A 20961-nucleotide genomic window follows, 5' to 3' on the forward strand; every position below is an offset into this window, starting at 1 on the left:
CTATCCACCCTACGAAAGCGGTGTTGGGTATCGCTGCGCTCCACCCAACCTACGAAACAAATCTCGAGGTCGCAATGAAGCCGGTAGATGCAAGGCGCCCTGGGTTTCGCCAAGCGGAGTTGCCGTCTGGCAATGAGCATTGGCGGAACCCAGGGCAACGCAGCAGATGCCGGCTTCAGTGCGGCCGTCAGTGGCGGAAATGGCGCATAGAGGTGAAAACCATGGCGATATTCGCCTCGTCGGCGGCGGCAATCACTTCTGCATCGCGCATCGAACCGCCCGGCTGGATCACCGCGGTGATGCCGTTGGCGGCGGCGTTGTCCAGGCCGTCGCGGAACGGGAAGAAGGCGTCGGACGCCATCACCGAGCCGGCCACCTGCAGGCCGGCATGCTCGGCCTTGATCGCGGCGATCCGCGCCGAGTTGACCCGGCTCATCTGGCCGGCGCCGACGCCGATGGTCTGGCGGTTCTTGGCGTAGACAATCGCATTGGATTTGACGAACTTGGCCACTTTCCAGGCGAAGATCAGGTCGTGGATTTCCTGCTCGCTGGGTGCGCGCTGAGTGACGATCTTCAGGTCTTCTGCCTTGATCATGCCGATGTCGCGGCTCTGCACCAGCAGGCCACCGTTGACCCGCTTGAAGTCCCAGCCGGCGCTGCGCTCGGCCGGCCACTCGCCGCACTCGAGCAGGCGCACGTTGGCCTTGGCGGCCACCACGGCGCGGGCCTCGGCGCTGATCTTCGGCGCGATTATCACTTCGACGAACTGGCGCTCGACGATGGCCTGGGCGGTGGCGCCGTCCAGTTCGCGGTTGAAGGCGATGATGCCGCCGAAGGCCGATTCGGTATCGGTGGCGTAGGCCAGTTCGTAGGCCTGGCGGATGCCGCCTTGGCTGTCCAGGGCCACGGCCACGCCGCAGGGGTTGGCGTGCTTGACGATGACGCAGGCCGGCTTGACGAAGCTCTTCACGCATTCGAGGGCGGCGTCGGTGTCGGCGACGTTGTTGAACGACAGCTCCTTGCCCTGCAGTTGCACGGCGGTGGAGACGCTGGCTTCGCCTTTCTTCGCCTCGACGTAGAAGGCCGCGCTCTGGTGCGGGTTCTCGCCGTAGCGCATTTCCTGGGCCTTGATGAACTGGCTGTTGAAGGTGCGCGGGAAGGCGCCACGCTCTGCGGTGGAGAGGGTCTCGCGCGACTGGTCGATGGTGCCCAAGTAGTTGGCGATCATGCCGTCGTAGGCGGCGGTGTGCTCGAAGGCCTTGAGCGCCAGGTCGAAGCGCTGGGCGTAGCTCAGGCCGCCGGCTTTCAGGCTGTCGATGATGCCGGCGTAGTCGCCGGCACTGACCACGATGGCCACGTCTTTGTGGTTTTTCGCGGCGCTGCGGACCATGGTCGGGCCGCCGATGTCGATGTTCTCGATGGCGTCGGCCAGGTCGCAGTCAGGCTTGGCGACCGTGGCTTCGAAGGGGTAGAGGTTGACCGCGACCAGGTCGATCGGCTTGATCCCGTGCTGCTCCATGACCGCGCCGTCGAGGGCGCGACGGCCGAGGATGCCGCCGTGGATCTTCGGGTGCAGGGTCTTCACCCGGCCGTCCATCATCTCCGGGAAGCCGGTGTAGTCGGCGACTTCCACGGCGGCCACGCCGTTGTCCTTGAGCAGCTTGTAGGTGCCGCCGGTGGAGAGGATTTCCACGTTCAGGGCGACGAGTTCGCGGGCGAACTCGAGGACGCCGGTCTTGTCGGAGACGCTGATCAGCGCACGGCGGACGGGGAGGCGGGTAGTCTGGTCGGTCATAACGATTCCATCAAGGGTTTAGCTGCAAGCTACAAGTTGCAAGCTGCAAGAGAAGCGCGCTCCCGCTTGAGGCTTGCGGCTTGCAGCTCATCACTTAGAGAAGATCGTATTGCTTGAGTTTCTTGCGCAGGGTGCCGCGATTCAGGCCGAGCAGTTCGGAGGCCTTGGTCTGGTTGCCCTTAACGTAATTCATCACGGTTTCCAGCAGTGGCGCCTCCACTTCGCTGAGCACCAGGTTGTAGACGTCGGTGACGTCCGCCCCTTCGAGGTGGGCGAAATAGTTGTGCAGGGCTTTCTCGACACTGCCGCGCAGGGTTTGCCCTTCTTCGCTCGGTGTATTGAGGTGCTGTTTCAAGCTTGTGCTGTCGCTCACGGGAGCCATTTCAGTTCCTAAGGTCTCGGTCAACATCGTCATGCGGCCACCCCATCTCCATCATTTTGCCGTTCGCCGAAGAACTCGCGAACGTTGGTGTACTGCGCGTGCGTACTTTCCAGGCGATTGAATCGGGCGCGGAACTCCCTGGCGCCCGGCAGGGTTGCGAGGTACCAGCCGACATGTTTGCGGGCGATGCGCACCCCCATCACCTCGCCATAGAACAGGTGCAGTTCGGCCAGATGCCCTAGCAGAATACGTTCCACCTCGAACAGACTCGGCGCCGCCAGCTTCTGCCCGGTGCGCAGGTAGTGCTCGATCTCGCGGAAAATCCATGGCCGGCCCTGGGCTGCCCGGCCGATCAGCAGGCCGTCGGCGCCGGTGGCGGCGAATACCGCCTTGGCCTTCTCCGGCGAATCGATGTCGCCATTGGCCAGCACCGGGATCGACACCGCCTGCTTGATCGCGGCGATGCTGTCGTATTCGGCCTCGCCGCTGTACAGATCGGCACGGGTGCGGCCATGTACGGCCAGCGCGACTATCCCTTCCTGCTCGGCGATCTTCGCCACCTCGAGGCCGTTCTTGTTCTGCCGGTCCCAGCCGGTGCGGATTTTCAGGGTCACCGGAACAGCCACCGCGGCAACCACCGCCTGTAAAATCTCGCGCACCAGGCTCTCGTCTTTCAGCAGGGCGGAGCCGGCCGCCTTGTTGCAGACCTTCTTGGCCGGGCAGCCCATATTGATGTCGATAATCTGCGCGCCCAAGGCGACATTTCGTCGCGCCGCCTCGGCCAGCATCTGCGGGTCGCCACCGGCGATCTGCACCGAGCGCGGCTCGGCATCGTCCTGATGGGGCAGGCGCAGGCTCGACTTGCGGGTGTTCCACAGGCGCACATCGCTGGTGACCATTTCCGACACCACCATGCCCGCACCCAGGCGCTGGCAGAGCTGGCGGAACGGTCGGTCGGTGACTCCGGCCATGGGCGCGAGAATCAGCGGGTTGGGCAATCTGTAGGGGCCGATGCATAACGCCGACATGGGGCTTCCCTGCTCAAGAGACGTGCTGTTGAGACCAATAGGAGACAGCGAAAAAGGGTGGGAATCATACCCGCTCTGGATGACCGGATAAAGGCTGTTTTGAACAAATTCTGAACAGTTGCGGGCTTATAGCCATGGGTTGGATTCGCTCCCGGATACCCGAAAGAGCCCGTTGGATCGGTCAGGGGGCAAGGGGGACAATGATGGATGAGGCTTGCGGCTGCCTCGAGGCAGTGCGTGATCCCCCATCCCCCGCCCCTACTCCGGCGAGTGGAAGCTCAGGCTGTAGTTCACCGCCTGGTTGCCCGGGTCGAGGATGTCCAGGGACACATGAATCGGCGTTTGCGGCGGCATTTCCGCCTGTCCGGCCAGTTCGCCGGCGAGGTACTCGCTGGGTTTGAAGCGGCGGCTGGCCAGCAGTCGGCCATTGATGTCGGCAAAGCGCATTTCCAGCAAGGGGAATGGCTGGGCGAAGGGCGCACGGTTATACAGGATTGCATCGACTACCAGGGCACCGCTGAACTCCGGATGGCTGCGCACCACCAGGTTGCTGCTCTTGATCTGGCTGATATCGACCTTGGACGGCAGGGTGCAGCCAATGATCGGGCAGAGCTGCTCGAACCAGGGGCGGTATTGATCCTGGCGGGCCAGCTCGGCGAAGTTGTAATGGATGTGCTGGGCGATCAGGGCGGTTGCGGCCAGCAGGTTCAGCAGGCCCCAGCCGAGCCAGCGGCCCCAGGGCTTGCGCGCTGGTTGCCAGTCCAGTTGCAGTGGTTCGTCGTCCAGTTCGAGCAGGTGTTCGTCACGCAGGCCGGGCTCGCTGCGTGTGGTTGGGTTGGAGGGCTGGCGCTGTGCGGCAGGCTCTGGTTGTCGCTCGTCCGGCGTGTCGAGGGCGTCCAGGTCGAGGTCGGGATCGTCGCGCTGGGCGCTCAGGCCAGGCTCGTCCAGGGCAGGTTGCGGGTCTTGCGTCTCCAGTGCGCTGAGCTTGAGCGGCGGTATGTCGCGAACAGCGGGATCTGCCGCTTGTTCCGTGACGGGGGCCGTTGTCGCGGGCGTCGGCGCCTGGGCCGCATCGCCGGGACTCGATGGCGCTTGGGGCGAGTCCTCTTGCAGCAGGGCTTCGGCCCAGTCTTCGTCATGGGTGCCGCTATCCGCGGCTGGACGGAAGGGCTCGCTATGCTCGGGCGTCTGTTGCAGGGCAAGGAACTGCTGTGACAGTTGCTGTTCCTGCTCTTCCAGCTTGGCCAGTTCCTCATCGAGGTCGAGGTCGTCGAGATCCAGGTCGTCGTGAATCCACAGCGTATCGCTGTCGCTCTTTTGCTGTTGGGCGCTCTGCTCAGGTTCGATCTGGGCCGTCGGCGCGGCGGCGGGGCCGGTCGGCGCAAGAGTTGGCCGGGGCGTAATGGCGGGCAGTTGTTGCCCCCGCTCGAGCAATTGCTGCGCGGCATTGAACAGGTGCAGGCAGGCTCCGCAGCGCACGACGCCACGGGCGGCGCCGAGTTGCGCGAGATTGACGCGAAAGCTGGTGCGGCAATGGGGGCACTGGGTGACGAAACTTTCGGTCATGCGACGATCCGGCGGCCTGCGATCAGGGAAAACAAGGCGATTAGTCTAACGCAAGTGCCTGAACTAGCGGCGAGTGCCGCTGATGCGTACCCAGCCGTCCTTCTGCGCGGTCGGCTCGAGTGCGAAGGCCTCGCTATAGGCCGCGCGCACCTCCTCGGCCTGTTCGGCGAGGATGCCCGACAGGGCCAGGCGCCCACCTGTCTTGACCAGGCTGGTGATCTGCGGAGCCAGGGCCACCAGGGGGCCGGCGAGGATATTGGCCACCACCACGTCGGCCTGTTGCGGCGGCAGGTCGGCCGGCAGGTAGAGCGGGAAGCGGGCCGGGTCGATGCCGTTGCGTCCGGCATTGTCGCGCGAGGCTTCCAGGGCCTGCGGGTCGATGTCGGTGCCGACCGCACGGGGTGCGCCGAGGAGCAGGGCGGCGATGGCCAGGATGCCCGAGCCGCAGCCGAAATCCAGCACCTCGCTGTGGCGCAGATCCTGGCCGTCGAGCCATTCCAGGCACAGCGCGGTGGTCGGGTGGGTGCCGGTGCCGAAGGCCAGGCCGGGATCGAGCAGCAGGTTGACCGCATCCGGCTCGGGCGCGGCGTGCCAGCTGGGCACTATCCACAGGCGCTGGCCGAAGCGCATGGGGTGGAAGTTGTCCATCCAGCTGCGCTCCCAGTCCTGATCGGCAATCACCTCGGCCTGGTGCTCGGGTAGTTCGGCGCCGGTGAGCAATTGCAGGTGGGCGAACACCGCCTCGGCCTGGGTGTCGGCCTCGAACAGGGCGAGCAGGTGGGTGTGCGACCACAGCGGCGTGGTGCCCAGGTCCGGCTCGAAAATCGGCTGGTCTTCGGCGTCCATGAAGGTTACCGACACGGCGCCCACTTCCAGCAGGGCGTCTTCGTAGGTTTCCGCCTGCTCCGGGGTGATGGCGAGACGGACTTGTAACCAGGGCATAGGCTTTCCTTCGGCAAGCAGCTGCAAGCTTAAAGCTGCAAGAAAAAAGCGAGGGAGCGGACTGGCCGCTCCCTCGTGGGTTGCACATCATACTTCTTGCCGCTTGAGGCTTGTAGCTTGCAGCTTTAGTGCTTATCCATACCCAGTTTCTTTTCCAGGTAATGGATATTCACGCCACCTTTGCAGAAGCCCTTGTCGCGCACCAGGTCGCGGTGCAGCGGCACGTTGGTCTTGATGCCGTCGACGACGATTTCGTCCAGGGCGTTGCGCATACGGGCCATGGCCTCGTCGCGGGTCGCGCCGTAGGTGATCAGCTTGCCGATCAGCGAATCGTAGTGCGGCGGCACTGTGTAGCCGCTGTACAGGTGCGAATCGACCCGCACGCCATTACCGCCCGGGGCGTGGAAGTGCTTGACCTTGCCCGGGCAGGGCATGAAGTTGTCCGGGTCTTCGGCGTTGATCCGGCATTCCAGGGCATGGCCGCGGATCACCACGTCCTCCTGGGTGAACGACAGCTTGTTGCCGGCGGCGATGCTGAGCATTTCCTTGACGATGTCGATGCCGGTGACCATTTCCGATACCGGATGCTCGACCTGCACGCGGGTGTTCATCTCGATGAAGTAGAAGTGGCCGTCTTCGTAGAGGAACTCGAAGGTGCCGGCGCCGCGGTAGCCGATCTCGATGCAGGCATCGACACAGCGCTTGAGCACTTCGGCGCGCGACTGTTCGTTGATGAACGGTGCCGGCGCTTCTTCCAACACCTTCTGGTGGCGGCGCTGCAGCGAGCAGTCGCGGTCGCCCAGGTGGATGGCCTGGCCCTGGCCGTCGGATAGCACCTGGACTTCCACATGGCGTGGGTTGCCGAGGAACTTTTCCAGGTAGACCATCGGGTTGCCGAACACCGAACCGGCTTCGCTGCGGGTCAGCTTGGCCGATTTGATCAGGTCTTCTTCCTTGTACACCACGCGCATGCCGCGACCACCGCCGCCGCCGGCGGCCTTGATGATCACCGGGTAGCCGACGTCGCGGGCAATCGCCAGGGCGACTTCCTCGTCTTCCGGCAGCGGGCCGTCGGAGCCGGGGACTACCGGCACGCCGGCGCGCTTCATGGCGTCCTTGGCCGAGACCTTGTCGCCCATCAGGCGGATGGTCTCGGCTTTCGGGCCGATAAAGGCGAAGCCGGAGTTCTCCACCTGTTCGGCGAAGTCGGCGTTTTCCGCGAGGAAGCCGTAGCCGGGGTGGATCGCTGTAGCGCCGGTGACTTCAGCGGCGCTGATGATCGCCGGAATATTCAGGTAGGACAGGGCGCCGGACGCCGGGCCGATGCATACCGACTCGTCGGCCAGGCCCAGGTGCATCAGGTCGCGGTCGGCGGTGGAGTGCACCGCGACGGTCTTGATGCCCAGCTCTTTGCAGGCGCGCAAGACGCGCAGGGCGATCTCGCCGCGGTTGGCGATCAGAACTTTTTCCAACATCGCAGGCTCTCCGCGGTTCAAACGATGGTGAACAGGGGCTGATCGTATTCCACCGGCTGGCCGTTCTCGCCCAGGATGGATTCGATGGTGCCACTGCTCTCGGCCTCGATGTGGTTCATCATCTTCATCGCTTCGACGATGCAGAGGATGTCGCCTTTCTTCACGCTCGAACCGACTTCGACGAAGTTGGACGAGGTCGGCGAGGCGGCGCGGAAGAAGGTGCCGACCATCGGCGAGCGCACCACGGTGCCGTTCAGCTTGGCGGCAGCCGGAGCGGCGGCTTCGGCAGCGGCGGCAACCGGGGCAGCGGCGGCAACGGGCGCAGGCGCAGGCGCAGGCGCCTGAGCGTAGACCGGCTGCTGGGCGTAGGTCGGTTGCTTGCCGTGGCGGCTGATGCGTACGGACTCTTCGCCTTCGCGGATTTCCAGCTCGTCGATGCCGGATTCTTCCAGCAGTTCGATGAGTTTCTTGACTTTACGTATATCCATAGTGGCTCAACTCCCAGTGAGGTCAGGGCTGTTCAAGTTGTTCGAGTGCGGCCTCCAGGGCCAGCCGGTAACCGCTGGCGCCAAGGCCGCAGATCACTCCTACGGCAACATCGGAAAAGTAGGAGTGATGGCGGAAAGCTTCGCGTTTGTGCACGTTGGACAGGTGCACTTCGATGAATGGGATGCTCACCGCCAGCAATGCGTCACGTAATGCGACGCTGGTATGGGTGAAAGCGGCGGGATTGATCAGGATAAAGTCGACACCTTCGCCTTTTGCGGCGTGAATGCGCTCGATCAGCTCGTACTCGGCATTGCTCTGCAGGTACAGCAGGTGATGACCGGCCTCGCGGGCGCGGCGCTCCAGGTCGAGGTTGATCTGCTCCAGGGTGGTGGCGCCATAGACGCCCGGCTCGCGGCTGCCCAACAGATTGAGATTGGGGCCGTGCAGCACCAGTAGGGTTGCCATATCTGCATGTCCTTGTTTTTACGCTGCGCAAGACTATGCCGGAGACGGCACAAGGCTGTCCAGTTGTCGGCAATAGCCGACACGATGGCGGTAGTTTGCGTCATTTATATGACTGTGAGCGTTACAGGCGTTCGCTTGCCCGATCCAGGCGCGCGGCGAAGGCTGGCGCGTCGATCTCACCGACCACCCGCAGGTCCTGCCATTCCCGGCCCTTGGCATCGAACAGCAGGATCGCCGGCGGGCCGAACAGCTGGTAGCGATCGAGCAGGGCGCGCTGTTCGGCAGTGCTTGCGGTGATATCGAAGCGCACCAGGCGGTAGGCGCCCAACTGGCTGGCGACTTGCGGGGCGTCGAGCACTTCGCGCTCGATCACCTTGCAGCTGATGCACCAGTCGGCGTACCAGTCGAGCAGCAGCGGTTTGCCGGCGTTTTGCGCGGCGACGAAGGCGGCATCCAGTTCGGCGGGGCTGCTGACAGTCTGCCAGTGGCTCGATTCCAGCTGCTCACCTGCGCTGCCGGCCAGCGGCATGCGCCCGAGCGGGCGCAAGGGATCGTTCTGACCTTGCAGGGCACCGGTCCAGGCGGCCAGGGCATAGACCAGCAGCACCAAACCGGCCAGCTGGCCGAGTTTCTGCTTGTGGGTCTTCGGGCCGAGTTCCAGGGCGCCGAGAAACAGCGCTACGCCACCGGCGAGTAGGCCCCACAAGGCCAGCGCCAGCTGACCCGGCAGCACCCGCTCGAGCAACCATACGGCGACGGCCAGCAGCAGTACGCCGAAGGCGTTGCGCACGCCAATCATCCAGGTGCCCGACTTCGGCAGCAGGGCACCGCCGCCGGTGGCGAACAGTACCAGTGGCGCGCCCATGCCCAGGCCCAGGGCGAACAGTTTCAGGCCGCCGCCCAGGGCATCGCCGCTGGCGCTGATATACAGCAGGGCACCGGCCAGGGGGGCCGACACGCAGGGCGACACCAGCAGGCTGGAGAGCACGCCAAGCACGGCGGCATTGGCGTGGGAGCCGCCGCGGGTCTTGCCGGCCAGGCGATCCAGCGGTTCGCTGAGCCAGCGCGGCAGGCGCAGTTCGTAGACGCCGAACATGGCCAGGGCGAACAGGGCGAAAAAGCCGGCGAAGGGCACCAGAATCCATGCCGATTGCAGGCGCGCCTGCAGGTTGAGGCCGGCGCCGAACACCCCCATCAGGGCGCCAAGCACGGCGAAACAGAGGGCCATCGGCAACACATAGGCCAGCGACAGGCTGAAACTGCGCAGTCCGCCAACCTGGCCGCGCAGCACCACGCCGGAGAGGATCGGCAGCATCGGCAGCACGCAGGGGGTAAAGGTCAGTCCCAGCCCGGCGAGGAAGAACAGCGCCAGGTCGCTCCAGCTCCAGCTGCTAGCCGTGGAACCCGGCGTGGCGGGTGTGGCGGCGGCGGGCAGGCCGCCGCCGATCTTCAGCTGTTCGGTTTCCGGTGGGTAACACAAGCCCTTGTCGGCGCAACCCTGGTAGCTGACGTTGAGGTTGAACGGGCGCTTGTCCGGGTTATCCAGCGGCAACTCGACATCCAGCACGCCGTAGTACACCTCGACGTCGCCGAAGTATTCGTCGAATTTCGCCTCGCCGGCCGGCAGCTGGGCGGCGCCCAGGCCGACATCGGCAGGTTCGCTGCTGAACTGGAAGCGGTGCCGGTAGAGGTAGTAGCCCTCGGCGGCGACGAAGCGCAGGGTGATCGACTCGGCCGAGCTGTCGACCAGGCTCAGGCGGAACGCCTCGCGCACGGGGAGGAAGTCCGCACTGTTGTTCAGCGGCGCACCCAGCGTTGCGGAGGCGGGACGGTTGTCGAACAGGCCGGCGCCGGCGGGCAGGGCAGCCAGTAGCAGGATCAGGCAGAGCAAACGGCGCATGACGGTCTCGCGGGGCGGAAGTAGCTGCATCATAACCAAGCCTGCGCCCTGGCGTCAGGGCGCAGGCTGTAAGCGGCCTTGTCGGGCGCACCAATGGCCTGTAATCAGGGCCGTTCGCGGCGCCTGCGACAGATGGTCGCGCTACAGGCGGAAAGCCTGCACCGCCGTGTGCAACTGGCCGCCCACCTGCAGCAGCCGATCGCCTTGCTGGCGACCTTCGCCGATGCGCACCAGATTGTCGCCGCCGAGCTGGTGGATGCGTTCGCTGTGGCCGCGAATCTCGCTGACCGCGCCGCTCTGCTGAGCGGTGGCGTCGGCGATGCGCTCGGCCATGCTGGCGATGGTGCGAATCGCCGCGATGATTTCGTCCAGCGCGCCATCGGCCGCCTCGGCCTGGCCGGCGCTGGACTGGGCATGCTCGACCTGGGTGCGCATGGCGTCGACGGATTGGCGGGCGGCCTGCTGCAGGCGGCCGATCAGTTCCTGGATTTGTGCGGTGGCGCCGCTGGTGCGCTGCGACAGCGAGCGCACCTCGTCGGCGACCACGGCGAAGCCGCGTCCGGCCTCGCCGGCGCGGGCCGCTTCGATGGCGGCGTTGAGCGCCAGCAGATTGGTCTGCTCGGCGATGCCGCGGATCACCGTCAGCACATTGCCGATGGTCGCGGTTTCCTCGGCCAGGCGCTCGATGGCCTGGGCATTGTCCTGTACTTCGCCGACCAGTGCGTGCAGCCCACTGAGGCTCTGGCCGATCACCTGCTGGCCCTGCTCCAGGGCGCGATCGGCATCGCGGCTGGCATCGGCGGCCTGGCTGGCGTCGCCGGCGACCTGCTGGATGGTCGCTTCGAGATCGCCGAGGGCATCGCGAATCTGCGCGGTATCGCCCGCCTGGCGTTCGGCGCCGGCATGCAGGCCGCCGCTGAGGTCGGCCAGGGTGCGGCTGGAACCGGCAACCTGTTCGGCATGCAGGCGGATGCTGCCGACCAGGTCGACCAGGTAGGTCCGCAGGCGGTTCAGCGATGCCTCGATGTCGCGCAGTTCGCGGGTACGCGAGCCGAGCCTGATGTCCTCGGCGAAATCGCCCTGGGCCCAGGCCGAGAGGGCCGGCACCAGATGGTTGAGGACCCGGGTCAGGCGCCGTTGAATACGGTCGATGGTCAGGGCGATCAGCAGGATCAGGCCGATCATCAGGCCCTGGAGCAGGCGCACCTCGCCCTGAATCCGCCCATGCTCGGCGCGCACGGCCGGCTCCAGGGTGGCGAGGGCCTGTTGCACGCCATCGACCTGGCTGCGGGTGGCGCCGGCCAGGGCGACGCGCTGTTCGATCAGGCTGCGGGTGCGCTGCAGTTCGTTCGGGTAGCGGTTGATCAGGCTGGCAAAATCGCGCTTGAGGGCGATGCCGCGGTCTTCTGTCGGCGTGCTGTCGTTGTCGCTGGCCAGGCCCAGCAGGGCGGAAAAGGCAGCGCTGCTGGAACTGCTGTCATCGGCTACGCCGAGCAGGGGCAAGGCATCCAGGGCTTGCGCCTGACGGCCGAGCACCGCCAGTTCGCGCTCGACGTCGCTGGCCAGTTCGCTACGGCCGCTGCTGACCAGTTTGGCGCGGGCATGGGCCAGGCGACTCAGGTGCTGGGCCGCGACGAACAGGGGCTGGCGGTAGGCGTGCGCCACATCGGCGGCAGCGCTGTCGGCATAGTGCGCCAGTTGTTCCAGGGCGCCGCCCATCTCGCGTTCGGCCTGCAGCAGCAAGCCCTGGGGGTCGCCGGCCAGTTTGCCGGCGGCGAGCAACTGGTTGGCGCTGAAGCTGTGCAGTTCGGCGAGGCTGGGGCGCAGCTCCTCGGCCAGTTGCGGCGGCAGTTCGGCAAGCGCGGGCGCCAGGTTGTCCAGGGCCTGGATCGCCGCGCTGTGCTGCAGCGCATCGCCGCTGGCGAGGTAGCCGAGGATATTGCGCGCCGCCTCCCGCTGGAACTGCTGGGACAGGCTCAGGTAGCGCTCCATCAGCAGATAGGGGCGCTCCAGGGCGCGTTGCGACCACCAGAGGGTGGCGGCCAGGGCTATGCAGACGGTGACCAGCAGCAGGGTATTGAGGTTGGTAAGTGATTTCAGGCGCATAGGACTCGACCGCAGACGGAAGGGTGCTGGAGTGCGTCCGACGAACGGCTGCACGATTGCTATGGCGCTGAAGTTATTGCGTTTTCATGACAGGTTGATGACGCACCGAGACCCGCGACAATTGCGCGGTACAGCGAAATGGTATCGGGATCAGGCCGGGGTCATTTCCGTGTACACCTCGACCCGGTTGCGCCCGCCGTGCTTGGCCCGGTAGAGCGCCTCGTCGGCCTGCTGGGTCAGGCTCTGGCTGCTGGTATCTCCCTGCAGTTGGGCGATGCCGCCGCTGAAGGTGCAGGACAGGTCGAGCGGCTGCGCCGGGTAGCGGATCTCGGCGAAGCGCCGGCGGATCTCGTCGAGCACCTGGCGGGCCGTCTGGGCGTCGGTGCCCGGCATGACCACGGCGAATTCTTCACCGCCGTAGCGGCCGATGTGGTCGCTTTTGCGCAGGCGCTGCTTGAGGAACAGGGCCAGGCTCTTGATCACCCGGTCGCCCATGGGGTGGCCATAGTTGTCGTTGACCTTCTTGAAAAAGTCGATGTCGAGCATGGCGAAGCTCAGCGGCTGGTCGTCGCGCTGGGCGCGCAAGCGCGCATCTTCGAGCAGTTGCAGGGTATGGGTGTGGTTGTACAGGCCGGTCAGGCTGTCGCGCACCATGCGTGCCTTGAGGTTGCGCGCGCGGGCGGCGCGGTTGCGCACGGTGGCGATCAGGTGGCGCGGCTTGATCGGTTTGGTGAGGAAGTCGTCGCCGCCTTCGCTCATGGCGTCGAGTTGCTTGTCGAGATCGTCTTCGGCGGACAGGTAGATGATCGGCACGCTGACGTAGCGGTCGTTGTGGCGAATCACCTTGGCCAGTTCGGTGCCGTTGCACTCCGGCATGTACATGTCGAGGATGATCAGGTCGGGCTGGAATTCGGCCAGCTCGGCCATGGCCTGGATCGGTTCGATCAGGGTGCGGGTGAGGATGCCGGCGCTGTTGAGCGCGCGTTCGGTATAGGTGGCCTGGGCGCGCGAGTCGTCGACGATCAGCACTTTGTAGGGTTCGTACTGCGCCACATGGGCCAGCACTTCGATACGTTCGAGCAGGCTGGACGCATCCAGGGTGCCGGTGAAAAACTCCTGGCCGCCAGCGCGCACGGCCGCCAGGCGGGTCGGCGTGTCGGTGTCCTGGTGGCTGTAGAACAGCAGGGGGATTTTCTCTTCCAGGTCCTGCTGCACCGTCTGGGCCAGTTGCAAACCGGCTCCGCGGCCGGAGAAGTCCACGTCCATGAGGATGGCGGCCGGATGCCGTTCGAGCATCGCCGAGCGGAAGGCATTGGCGCTGTCCAGCGCTTGCGCGTTCATGCCGAAGTACCCCAGCTGCTGCGCCAGACGCTCGGCCCGCTCGAGGTGTTGCAGAGCCAGGTACACCGGTTTGCGCAGCGGCGGCAGGGCGGTCTGCTCGAAGCTGTCGCCACGGCGCAGGCCGGTGCGCGACAAGCGCTGCATGAGCAGGTTGAGTTGGCTGATCAGGTCGCTGTTGAGGCGCCCGCGATTGTCCGTTACCGCCTCCAGGCAATCACCGATGCCTTGCGCCAGCTGAAGGTGCTCGGCCTGCTCGAAGCGCTCGGCATAGCGTTGCAGCAACAGCGTGGCCTCGCGCAGCTCGCGCATGCCGCGCTCGTTCCACTCGTTGCGTTGCAGGCGCTGCCAGACCTCCAGTATTTGCCGTGCCTGATGGATCACGCGCTGGGCGAAGTGCTGCTTGAGGCGGTCGCGACTGGGGTCTTCGTGCTCGGTCATGGCCCGGATTCCATTTGCGGCGGCGGAAGCAGTCTGCCGTGGTGGCTCCATGCTATCACTGTTGCTTTGGCCGGCAGTACCACTGATCTCTCGGCGTGAGCCTTCGGTCACATTGACCGCCGCGCAGGCCAGGAGTTTCAGCGTGGCGAAGTTGCTAGCCAACGCTGCGCATCGGCCTGTGCTTCATTTATAGTGCGAGGCTGTTGCGCAACCTGAGGTCTGGGGTTGTGGTCGAACCGCCAAATGCTTTAGATGAAAGGACACTGCCATGCTGGATTGGAAAAAACGCACCGCAGGCGCGCGCGACAGCGTCGATGACTCTGTGGATAACGTGCGCAGTTATCTGGGTGGCGGCTGGCTCAGTCGCACCGTGGGGGGCTTGCTCGGCCTCTACCTGCTGCTGGCGCTGGTGGTCGGCTGGTACTGGAGTCAGGAGCCGGAGCAGTTCCCGGTGCAGCAGCGCGCCGAAGCGGCGGCGCAAGGCGCACAGCAGCAGATGGTCAATGGCTACACCACGGTGGTCACCCTCAAGCATGTCGCCAGCACCTTGCTGGACAAGCCCGGTGGTTACCTGGCCAACGACCTGGCCCCGCCGGGGCTGTGGCTGGACAACATGCCGAGCTGGGAATACGGCGTGCTGGTGCAGGTGCGTGACATGGCGCGCGCCCTGCGCAAGGACTTCGCCCGTTCGCAGTCGCAATCCACCGAGGACCCGGATCTGGCCAAGGCCGAGCCGCGTTTCCACTTCGACAACAAGAGCTGGGCGCTGCCGGCATCCGAGGCGGAATACCGCGAAGCGATCAAGTCACTGGATCGCTACATGGCGCGGCTGGGTGATCCGAGCCAATCGAACGCACTGTTCTATACCCGGGCCGATAACCTCAACGCCTGGCTGGGCGATGCCGCGACCCGCCTGGGCTCGCTGTCGCAGCGCCTGTCGGCGAGTGTCGGCCAGGTGCGCCTGAATACCGATGTCGCTCTGCAAGACGCGGCCGCAGGTCAGGCGGTGCAGGTCAACGAGGGCGCTTACGAGACCCCGTGGATGCAGATCGACAACGTGTTCTACGAAGCTCGTGGCCAGGCCTGGGCGCTGTCGCATCTGTTGCGTGCCATCGAAGTGGATTTCGCCGATGTGCTGGCGAAGAAGAATGCCACCGTCAGCGTGCGGCAGATCATCCGTGAGCTGGAGGCCGCCCAGGAAACCCTGTGGAGCCCGATGATCCTCAATGGCAGCGGCTATGGTCTGCTGGCCAACCATTCGCTGGTGATGGCCAACTATATTTCGCGGGCCAACGCCGGGCTCATCGATCTGCGCCAACTGCTGTCGCAGGGCTAGGCAATGGCTATCTCCGACGCCGAGATGGCGCATCGCGCCGCCTCCGATGCCGAACTGATCACCTGGGTCGACGAGCAGGATCGGCCGCTCGGTGGCGTGTTGCGCGCCGAGTTGCGCGAGCGCCGGCTGATCGGCCGCGGCACCTATATCCTGCTGTTCAATTCGGCCGGTGAGCTGTGCGTGCACCGGCGTACCCTGAGCAAGGCGCTGTACCCGGGCTACTGGGATGTGGCCGCCGGCGGCATGGTGCTGGAGGGTGAGAGTTACGCCGAGTCCGCCGCGCGCGAGCTGGCCGAGGAGCTGGGTATCGAGGATGCGCTGCTGGTCGAGCACGCACATTTTCTCTACGACGCGCCGGAAAGCCGCCTGTGGTGCAGGGCTTACTCGGCGGTGTCCGATGCGCCGCTGGTGCTGCAGCCGGAGGAAGTGCTGGAGGCGCGCTTCATGTCCATCGACGAGGCCTTGGCCGATACCAGGCGCAAGCCCTATTGCCCGGACTCGCTGGCGGCCTTGCAGCGCTATCTGGCGGCACGGACGTAGGGTGCGCCTTGCGCACCAGCCATCTGCTGGCCCACAGGCTGCAAGTGGTGCGCATGGCGCACCCTACTCGGCGTACGGCATTCCGAGCGTTGCCGTGCAAGATGCAGAACAGCGTCGCCAATCCGTCGATCAATGGCGCATCTTTGCTCTTAGCATCGCGAGTTTTTGCCGTTACACTGCGCGCCCTTCAAGCCCGAACCGTCCAGTTCGGGTGCGCCGCCCCTGCCAGAGTGGGGCTTCGCGGTCGATGCAGATCGGCCAGTCGCTATCCTGACCCCACATGAGGAAAAGCCGGTGGTCAAGAAAGCTTCGTCATTCGCCGCCCTGAGCGGCCTGGTGTATTCCACCGACAGCGGCCGGCACTGCCCGGACTGCGGCCAGCCGGTGGCTGCCTGCATCTGCAAAACCACCCTGATCCCCGCCGGTGACGGCATTGCCCGCGTGCGCCGCGAAACCAAAGGCCGTGGCGGCAAGACGGTGACCACCGTCAGTGGCGTGCCCCTGGCCGAAGAGCCGTTGAAAGACTTGGCCAGCGCCCTGAAGAAGCGCTGCGGCTGTGGCGGCTCGCTGAAGGACGGGGTGATCGAGATTCAGGGCGAGCATGTCGAACTGCTGCTCGCAGAACTGCTCAAACGCGGCTTCAAAGCCAAAAAATCCGGCGGCTGACCCCAGGTTTTCTAAACTTCCCCCGGCACATTGCCGGGTAATCGTCATTTCCAGACTTTAATCTGTACGGGCCCCGCTTGATCCGGGGCTTCAATCGCCAGCAAGGGAGACCTCGATGTCCGCACGACGCACACGCAAAGACGACGGCAGCCAGTGGACAGTAGCGGACAGTCGCAGCGTCTACGGTATTCGTCATTGGGGCGCGGGTTATTTCGCGATCAATGACCGGGGCCGCGTCGAAGTGCGGCCGAACGGCCCCCAGAGCACGCCGATCGACCTGTTCGAACAGGTCGACGAGTTGCGCCAGAGCGGCCTCAGCCTGCCGCTGCTGGTGCGTTTCCCGGACATCCTGCAGGATCGTGTGCGTCAGTTGACCGGCGCCTTCGATGCCAATATCGCCCGTCTCGACTACCAGAGCCGCTACACCGCGCTCTACCCGATCAAGGTCAACCAGCAGGAAGCGGTGATCGAGAACATCATCGCCACCCAGAACGTCTCCATCGGCCTGGAAGCCGGCTCCAAGCCCGAGCTGCTGGCCGTGCTGGCGCTGGCGCCGAAGGGCGGCACCATCGTCTGCAACGGCTATAAGGATCGCGAATTCATCAAGCTGGCGCTGATGGGGCAGAAGCTCGGCCACAACGTGTTCATCGTGATCGAGAAGGAATCCGAGGTGCAGCTGGTGATTGAGGAGGCGGCCGAGCTCAAGGTCGCCCCGCAGATCGGCCTGCGCGTGCGCCTGTCGTCGCTGGCCTCGAGCAAGTGGGCCGACACCGGCGGCGAGAAGTCCAAATTCGGCCTGTCGGCGGCGCAGTTGCTCTCGGTGGTCGAGCGCTTCCGCGCGGCTGGGCTGGATCAGGGCATCCGCCTGCTGCACTTTCACATGGGCTCGCAGATCGCCAATCTTTCCGACTATCAGCATGGTTTCAAGGAAGCCATCCGTTATTACGGCGAGCTGCGCGGTCTGGGGCTGCCGGTCGATCATATCGACGTCGGCGGTGGCCTGGGGGTCGACTACGACGGCACCCACTCGCGCAACGCCAGTTCGATCAACTACGACATGGACGACTACGCCGGCGTGGTGGTCGGCATGTTGAAAGAGTTCTGCGATGCCCAGCAGCTGCCGCACCCGCACATCTTCTCCGAGAGCGGCCGCTCGCTGACCGCGCACCACGCCATGCTGGTGGTGCAGGTGACCGATGTGGAAAAGCACAACGACGAAATCCCGCATATCGAGGACATCACCAGCCTGCCGGAAACTGTACGTTATCTGGTCGAGCTGCTCGGCCCGACCGATATCGAGATGGTCACCGAAACCTATTGGCGCGCCACCCACTACATGAGCGACGTGGCCAGCCAATATGCCGACGGCAAGATTGGCCTGACCGACAAGGCACTGGCCGAACAGTGTTACTTTGCCGTGTGCCGGCGCCTGCACAACTCGCTGAAGGCGCGGCAACGCTCGCACCGCCAGGTGCTCGACGAACTCAACGACAAGCTCGCCGACAAGTACATCTGCAACTTCTCGGTGTTCCAGAGCCTGCCGGACACCTGGGCCATCGGCCAGGTGCTGCCGATCCTGCCGCTCAACCGCCTCGACGAGGAGCCGCTGCGCCGCGCCGTGCTGCAGGATCTGACCTGCGACTCCGACGGCAAGATCCGCCAGTACGTCGACGAGCAGAGCATCGAGACCAGCCTGCCGGTGCACGAGGTGCGCGAGGGTGAGGACTACCTGCTGGGGATCTTCCTGGTCGGCGCTTACCAGGAGATTTTGGGCGACATGCACAACCTGTTCGGCGATACCGACTCGGTGAACATCTACCAGAACAGCGATGGCAGCGTGTACCACGCCGGCATCGAGACCCACGACACCATCGAGGACATGCTGCGCTACGTGCACCTGTCGCCGGAGGAGTTGATGACTCACTACCGCGACAAGGTCGCCAGCGCCAAGATCAGCGCCCGCGAGCGTACCCAGTTCCTCGACGCCCTGCGCCTGGGCCTGACCCGCTCGTCCTATCTGTCGTCCTGATGGGCAGCCCTCGAGTCGCGCGGTTTTTGTAGCCCGGATGCAATCCGGGAGCGGTTTGCCAGGCGCCGGATTTCCCCGGATCGCATCCGGGCTACGAAGCCGCTCCATGGGCTGTCGTAGGGTGCGCCGTGCGCACCAGGCACTAGGTTGTCACTGGTGCGCGCGCCCTGCACAGGCCGGCCTCCTGGGCGTTAAGAAATCAGTCGTTGGGAAACCGATCAATGCTCGAAGCTCCGATAGCCGTCCTCGATTTTGAAACCACCGGCATGTCGCCGGCGCAGCAGGCGCGCGCCACCGAGATCGGCGTGGTCATCGTCGAAGGCGGGCAGATAGTGGCGCGTTACCAGAGTCTGATGAACAGCGGCGCCCGGGTGCCGCCCTTCATCGAACAGCTCACCGGGATCAGCAACGCCATGCTGCGCAACGCCCCGCCGGCGGCGCAGGTGATGAACGAGGTGGCGGATTTCGTCGGCGACACCCCCTTGCTGGCGCACAACGCCGCCTTCGACCAGAAGTTCTGGGATGCCGAACTGGCGCTGATCCGGCGCAAGCGGGTGCAGCCGTTCGCCTGCTCGCTGCTGCTGGCGCGACGCCTGTTGCCGCAGGCGCCGAACCACAAGCTCGGCACCCTCAACCGCTGGGCACAGCTGCCAGACACCGGCCAGGCCCACCGTGCGCTGGCCGATGCGGAAATGGCGGCCAACCTGACCTGTTTCATGGCCGCGCTGTTGCGCGAGCGCCACGGCCTTGCCGAGGTGTCTCATGCATTGCTCTGCGAGTTGCAGAAGCTCTCGGCGGCCAAGGTGCAGGCGTTGCTCGGTTCCAAATAGTGCCGGGAATCGTGGGAGGGGCTTTAGCTGCGACTGGCAGGGCTGGCTCGGAAGGTCGCGGCTAAAGCCCCTCCCACAGAAGCCCCGCCCAGTCCCGTAGCCCGAATGCAATCCGGGAGCGGTTTGTGCGGCTATACAATTCCCCGGATCGCATCCGGCTACGAGGAGAAGGCCGCGCCGTCACTCTGCGCCCGGTCGAACGTGCTGCTCACACAACAGAAACACTATGGTCGGCACCGGGCAGGGTAAACTGCGCGCCATTGTCACTTCGTCTTCTGTGGTTACCTCTATGAGCTTCGCTTCCCTCGGCCTGATCGACCCCCTGCTGCGTACCCTCGATGGTCTCGGCTATGCCACCCCCACCCCGGTGCAAGCCCAGGCCATCCCGCCGATCCTCAAGGGCCAAGACCTGATGGCCGCGGCGCAGACCGGCACCGGCAAGACCGCCGGCTTCGCCCTGCCGCTGTTGCAGCGGCTGATGATGGAAGGGCCGGTGGTGGCCAGCAACTCGGTGCGCGCCCTGGTGCTGGTGCCGACCCGCGAGCTGGCCGAGCAGGTGCAGCAGAGCTTTCTGACCTACGGCCAGAACCTGCCGCTGCGCAGCTACGCGGTGTACGGCGGGGTCAGCATCAACCCGCAGATGATGAAGCTGCGCAAGGGCCTCGACGTGCTGGTCGCCACCCCCGGGCGCCTGCTCGATCTGTACCGGCAGAACGCGGTCAAGTTCAATCAGCTGCAGGTGCTGGTGCTCGACGAGGCCGACCGCATGCTCGACCTGGGTTTTGCCCGCGAGCTGCAGGACGTGTTCGCCGCGCTGCCGAAAAAACGCCAGACCCTGCTGTTTTCCGCGACCTTCTCCGAAGCCATCCGCGCCATGGCCGGCGAGATGCTGCACGACCCGCTGAGCATCTCGGTCAGCCCGCGCAACGCCGCGGCCAAGTCGGTCAAGCAGTGGCTGATCCCGGTGGACAAGAAGCGCAAGAGCGAACTGTTCCTGCACCTGTACCAGAGCAAGCGCTGGAGCCAGGCGCTGGTGTTCGTCAAGACCCGCAAGGGCGTCGACGAGCTGGAAGGCGAGCTGCAGCGCCACGGCATCAGCGCCGATGCGATCCACGGCGACAAGCCCCAGGCCACCCGCCTGCGCGCCCTGCAACGGTTCAAGGATGGCGAGGTCAAGGTGCTGGTAGCCACCGACGTGGCGGCCCGCGGCCTGGATATCGACGACATGCCGCTGGTGGTCAACTTCGACCTGCCGATAGTCGCCGAAGACTACGTGCACCGCATCGGCCGCACCGGCCGCGCTGGCGCCACCGGCCAGGCGGTGTCGCTGGTGTGCGCCGACGAGGTGCAACTGCTGTCGGCCATCGAGACCCTGACCCAGCAGGTGCTGCAACGCATCGACGAACCGGACTTCATCCCCGACCACCGCGTGCCGCAAACCCTGCCTGGCGGCCAGGTGGTGAAGAAACCGAAGAAAGCCAAGAAGCCGAAAGTGGTCGGTGGCGGCAAATCCGCCAGCCTCGGCCGCTGGCTGGAAAGCGCCGAACCCGCCGCCCCCGCGGTCAAGGCCGTGCGCAAGGTACCGAGCTTCGGCGGCAAGCCAGCCAAGGGCGGGCGCAAGCCGTAGCTTCGC

At 65.3% G+C, this 20961-nt stretch carries 17 protein-coding genes; 6 read left to right on the forward strand and 11 right to left on the reverse strand.

Features of this window, described 5'->3' with window-relative positions; translation table 11 throughout:
• Positions 1 to 187 precede the first annotated feature (187 nt).
• From purH to BM315_RS13115, 11 genes are all read right to left on the reverse strand, one after another.
• Positions 188 to 1795, reverse strand: a complete 1608-nt coding sequence (gene purH / locus BM315_RS13065; protein WP_090501635.1) for a bifunctional phosphoribosylaminoimidazolecarboxamide formyltransferase/IMP cyclohydrolase — start codon at positions 1793 to 1795, stop codon at positions 188 to 190.
• A 94-nt stretch (positions 1796 to 1889) separates the two neighbouring features.
• A complete protein-coding gene (fis, locus tag BM315_RS13070; protein WP_090501637.1) occupies positions 1890 to 2210 on the reverse strand; it encodes a DNA-binding transcriptional regulator Fis in 321 nt (106 codons plus the stop codon).
• Positions 2207 to 3205 (reverse strand): tRNA dihydrouridine synthase DusB, encoded by a 999-nt coding sequence (gene dusB, locus BM315_RS13075; RefSeq protein ID WP_090501639.1) that lies wholly within the window; start codon positions 3203 to 3205, stop codon positions 2207 to 2209. Before dusB ends, fis begins: the two co-directional genes overlap by 4 nt.
• A gap of 258 nt (positions 3206 to 3463) precedes the next feature.
• Positions 3464 to 4771 (reverse strand): DUF3426 domain-containing protein, encoded by a 1308-nt coding sequence (locus tag BM315_RS13080; protein WP_090501641.1) that lies wholly within the window; start codon positions 4769 to 4771, stop codon positions 3464 to 3466.
• Positions 4772 to 4834: 63 nt separating this feature from the next.
• The gene (prmA, locus tag BM315_RS13085; RefSeq protein WP_090501642.1) at positions 4835 to 5713 is read right to left on the reverse strand and encodes a 50S ribosomal protein L11 methyltransferase; all 879 of its coding nucleotides are present in this window, start codon (positions 5711 to 5713) and stop codon (positions 4835 to 4837) included.
• A gap of 125 nt (positions 5714 to 5838) precedes the next feature.
• Positions 5839 to 7188: an acetyl-CoA carboxylase biotin carboxylase subunit gene (accC, locus tag BM315_RS13090; protein WP_090501644.1), complete on the reverse strand. Its 1350-nt coding sequence runs from the start codon at positions 7186 to 7188 to the stop codon at positions 5839 to 5841.
• A gap of 17 nt (positions 7189 to 7205) precedes the next feature.
• Positions 7206 to 7676 (reverse strand): acetyl-CoA carboxylase biotin carboxyl carrier protein, encoded by a 471-nt coding sequence (accB, locus tag BM315_RS13095; RefSeq protein WP_090501646.1) that lies wholly within the window; start codon positions 7674 to 7676, stop codon positions 7206 to 7208.
• A gap of 22 nt (positions 7677 to 7698) precedes the next feature.
• Positions 7699 to 8142 (reverse strand): type II 3-dehydroquinate dehydratase, encoded by a 444-nt coding sequence (gene aroQ, locus BM315_RS13100; RefSeq protein ID WP_090501648.1) that lies wholly within the window; start codon positions 8140 to 8142, stop codon positions 7699 to 7701.
• Between the two features lie 121 nt (positions 8143 to 8263).
• Entirely contained in the window at positions 8264 to 10042 is a 1779-nt protein-coding gene (locus BM315_RS13105) for a protein-disulfide reductase DsbD (RefSeq protein WP_090501684.1), read from the reverse strand.
• Positions 10043 to 10183: 141 nt separating this feature from the next.
• Positions 10184 to 12148 carry a methyl-accepting chemotaxis protein gene (locus BM315_RS13110; RefSeq protein WP_090501650.1) on the reverse strand — a complete coding sequence of 655 codons (1965 nt, stop codon included), beginning with the start codon at positions 12146 to 12148 and terminating at the stop codon, positions 10184 to 10186.
• A 150-nt stretch (positions 12149 to 12298) separates the two neighbouring features.
• Positions 12299 to 13927 carry a response regulator gene (locus tag BM315_RS13115; protein WP_090501652.1) on the reverse strand — a complete coding sequence of 543 codons (1629 nt, stop codon included), beginning with the start codon at positions 13925 to 13927 and terminating at the stop codon, positions 12299 to 12301.
• 268 nt (positions 13928 to 14195) lie between these two features.
• Here BM315_RS13115 and BM315_RS13120 point away from each other — a divergent pair, with 268 nt between their 5' ends.
• The 6 genes from BM315_RS13120 (at position 14196) to rhlE1 (ending at position 20955) form a co-directional block, all read left to right on the forward strand.
• Entirely contained in the window at positions 14196 to 15263 is a 1068-nt protein-coding gene (locus BM315_RS13120) for a DUF2333 family protein (protein WP_090501654.1), read from the forward strand.
• A gap of 3 nt (positions 15264 to 15266) precedes the next feature.
• Positions 15267 to 15803: an NUDIX hydrolase gene (locus BM315_RS13125; RefSeq protein WP_090501655.1), complete on the forward strand. Its 537-nt coding sequence runs from the start codon at positions 15267 to 15269 to the stop codon at positions 15801 to 15803.
• 294 nt (positions 15804 to 16097) lie between these two features.
• The gene (locus BM315_RS13130; protein ID WP_090501657.1) at positions 16098 to 16469 is read left to right on the forward strand and encodes a translation initiation factor Sui1; all 372 of its coding nucleotides are present in this window, start codon (positions 16098 to 16100) and stop codon (positions 16467 to 16469) included.
• Between the two features lie 115 nt (positions 16470 to 16584).
• Positions 16585 to 18498 carry an arginine decarboxylase gene (gene speA / locus BM315_RS13135; protein WP_090501658.1) on the forward strand — a complete coding sequence of 638 codons (1914 nt, stop codon included), beginning with the start codon at positions 16585 to 16587 and terminating at the stop codon, positions 18496 to 18498.
• 221 nt (positions 18499 to 18719) lie between these two features.
• Positions 18720 to 19328, forward strand: a complete 609-nt coding sequence (locus BM315_RS13140) for a 3'-5' exonuclease (RefSeq protein ID WP_090501660.1) — start codon at positions 18720 to 18722, stop codon at positions 19326 to 19328.
• Positions 19329 to 19617: 289 nt separating this feature from the next.
• Positions 19618 to 20955, forward strand: a complete 1338-nt coding sequence (gene rhlE1, locus BM315_RS13145) for an RNA helicase RhlE1 (RefSeq protein ID WP_090501662.1) — start codon at positions 19618 to 19620, stop codon at positions 20953 to 20955.
• Positions 20956 to 20961 lie beyond the last annotated feature (6 nt).

It is taken from the genome of Pseudomonas borbori (assembly GCF_900115555.1).
Taxonomy (GTDB): domain Bacteria; phylum Pseudomonadota; class Gammaproteobacteria; order Pseudomonadales; family Pseudomonadaceae; genus Aquipseudomonas; species Aquipseudomonas borbori.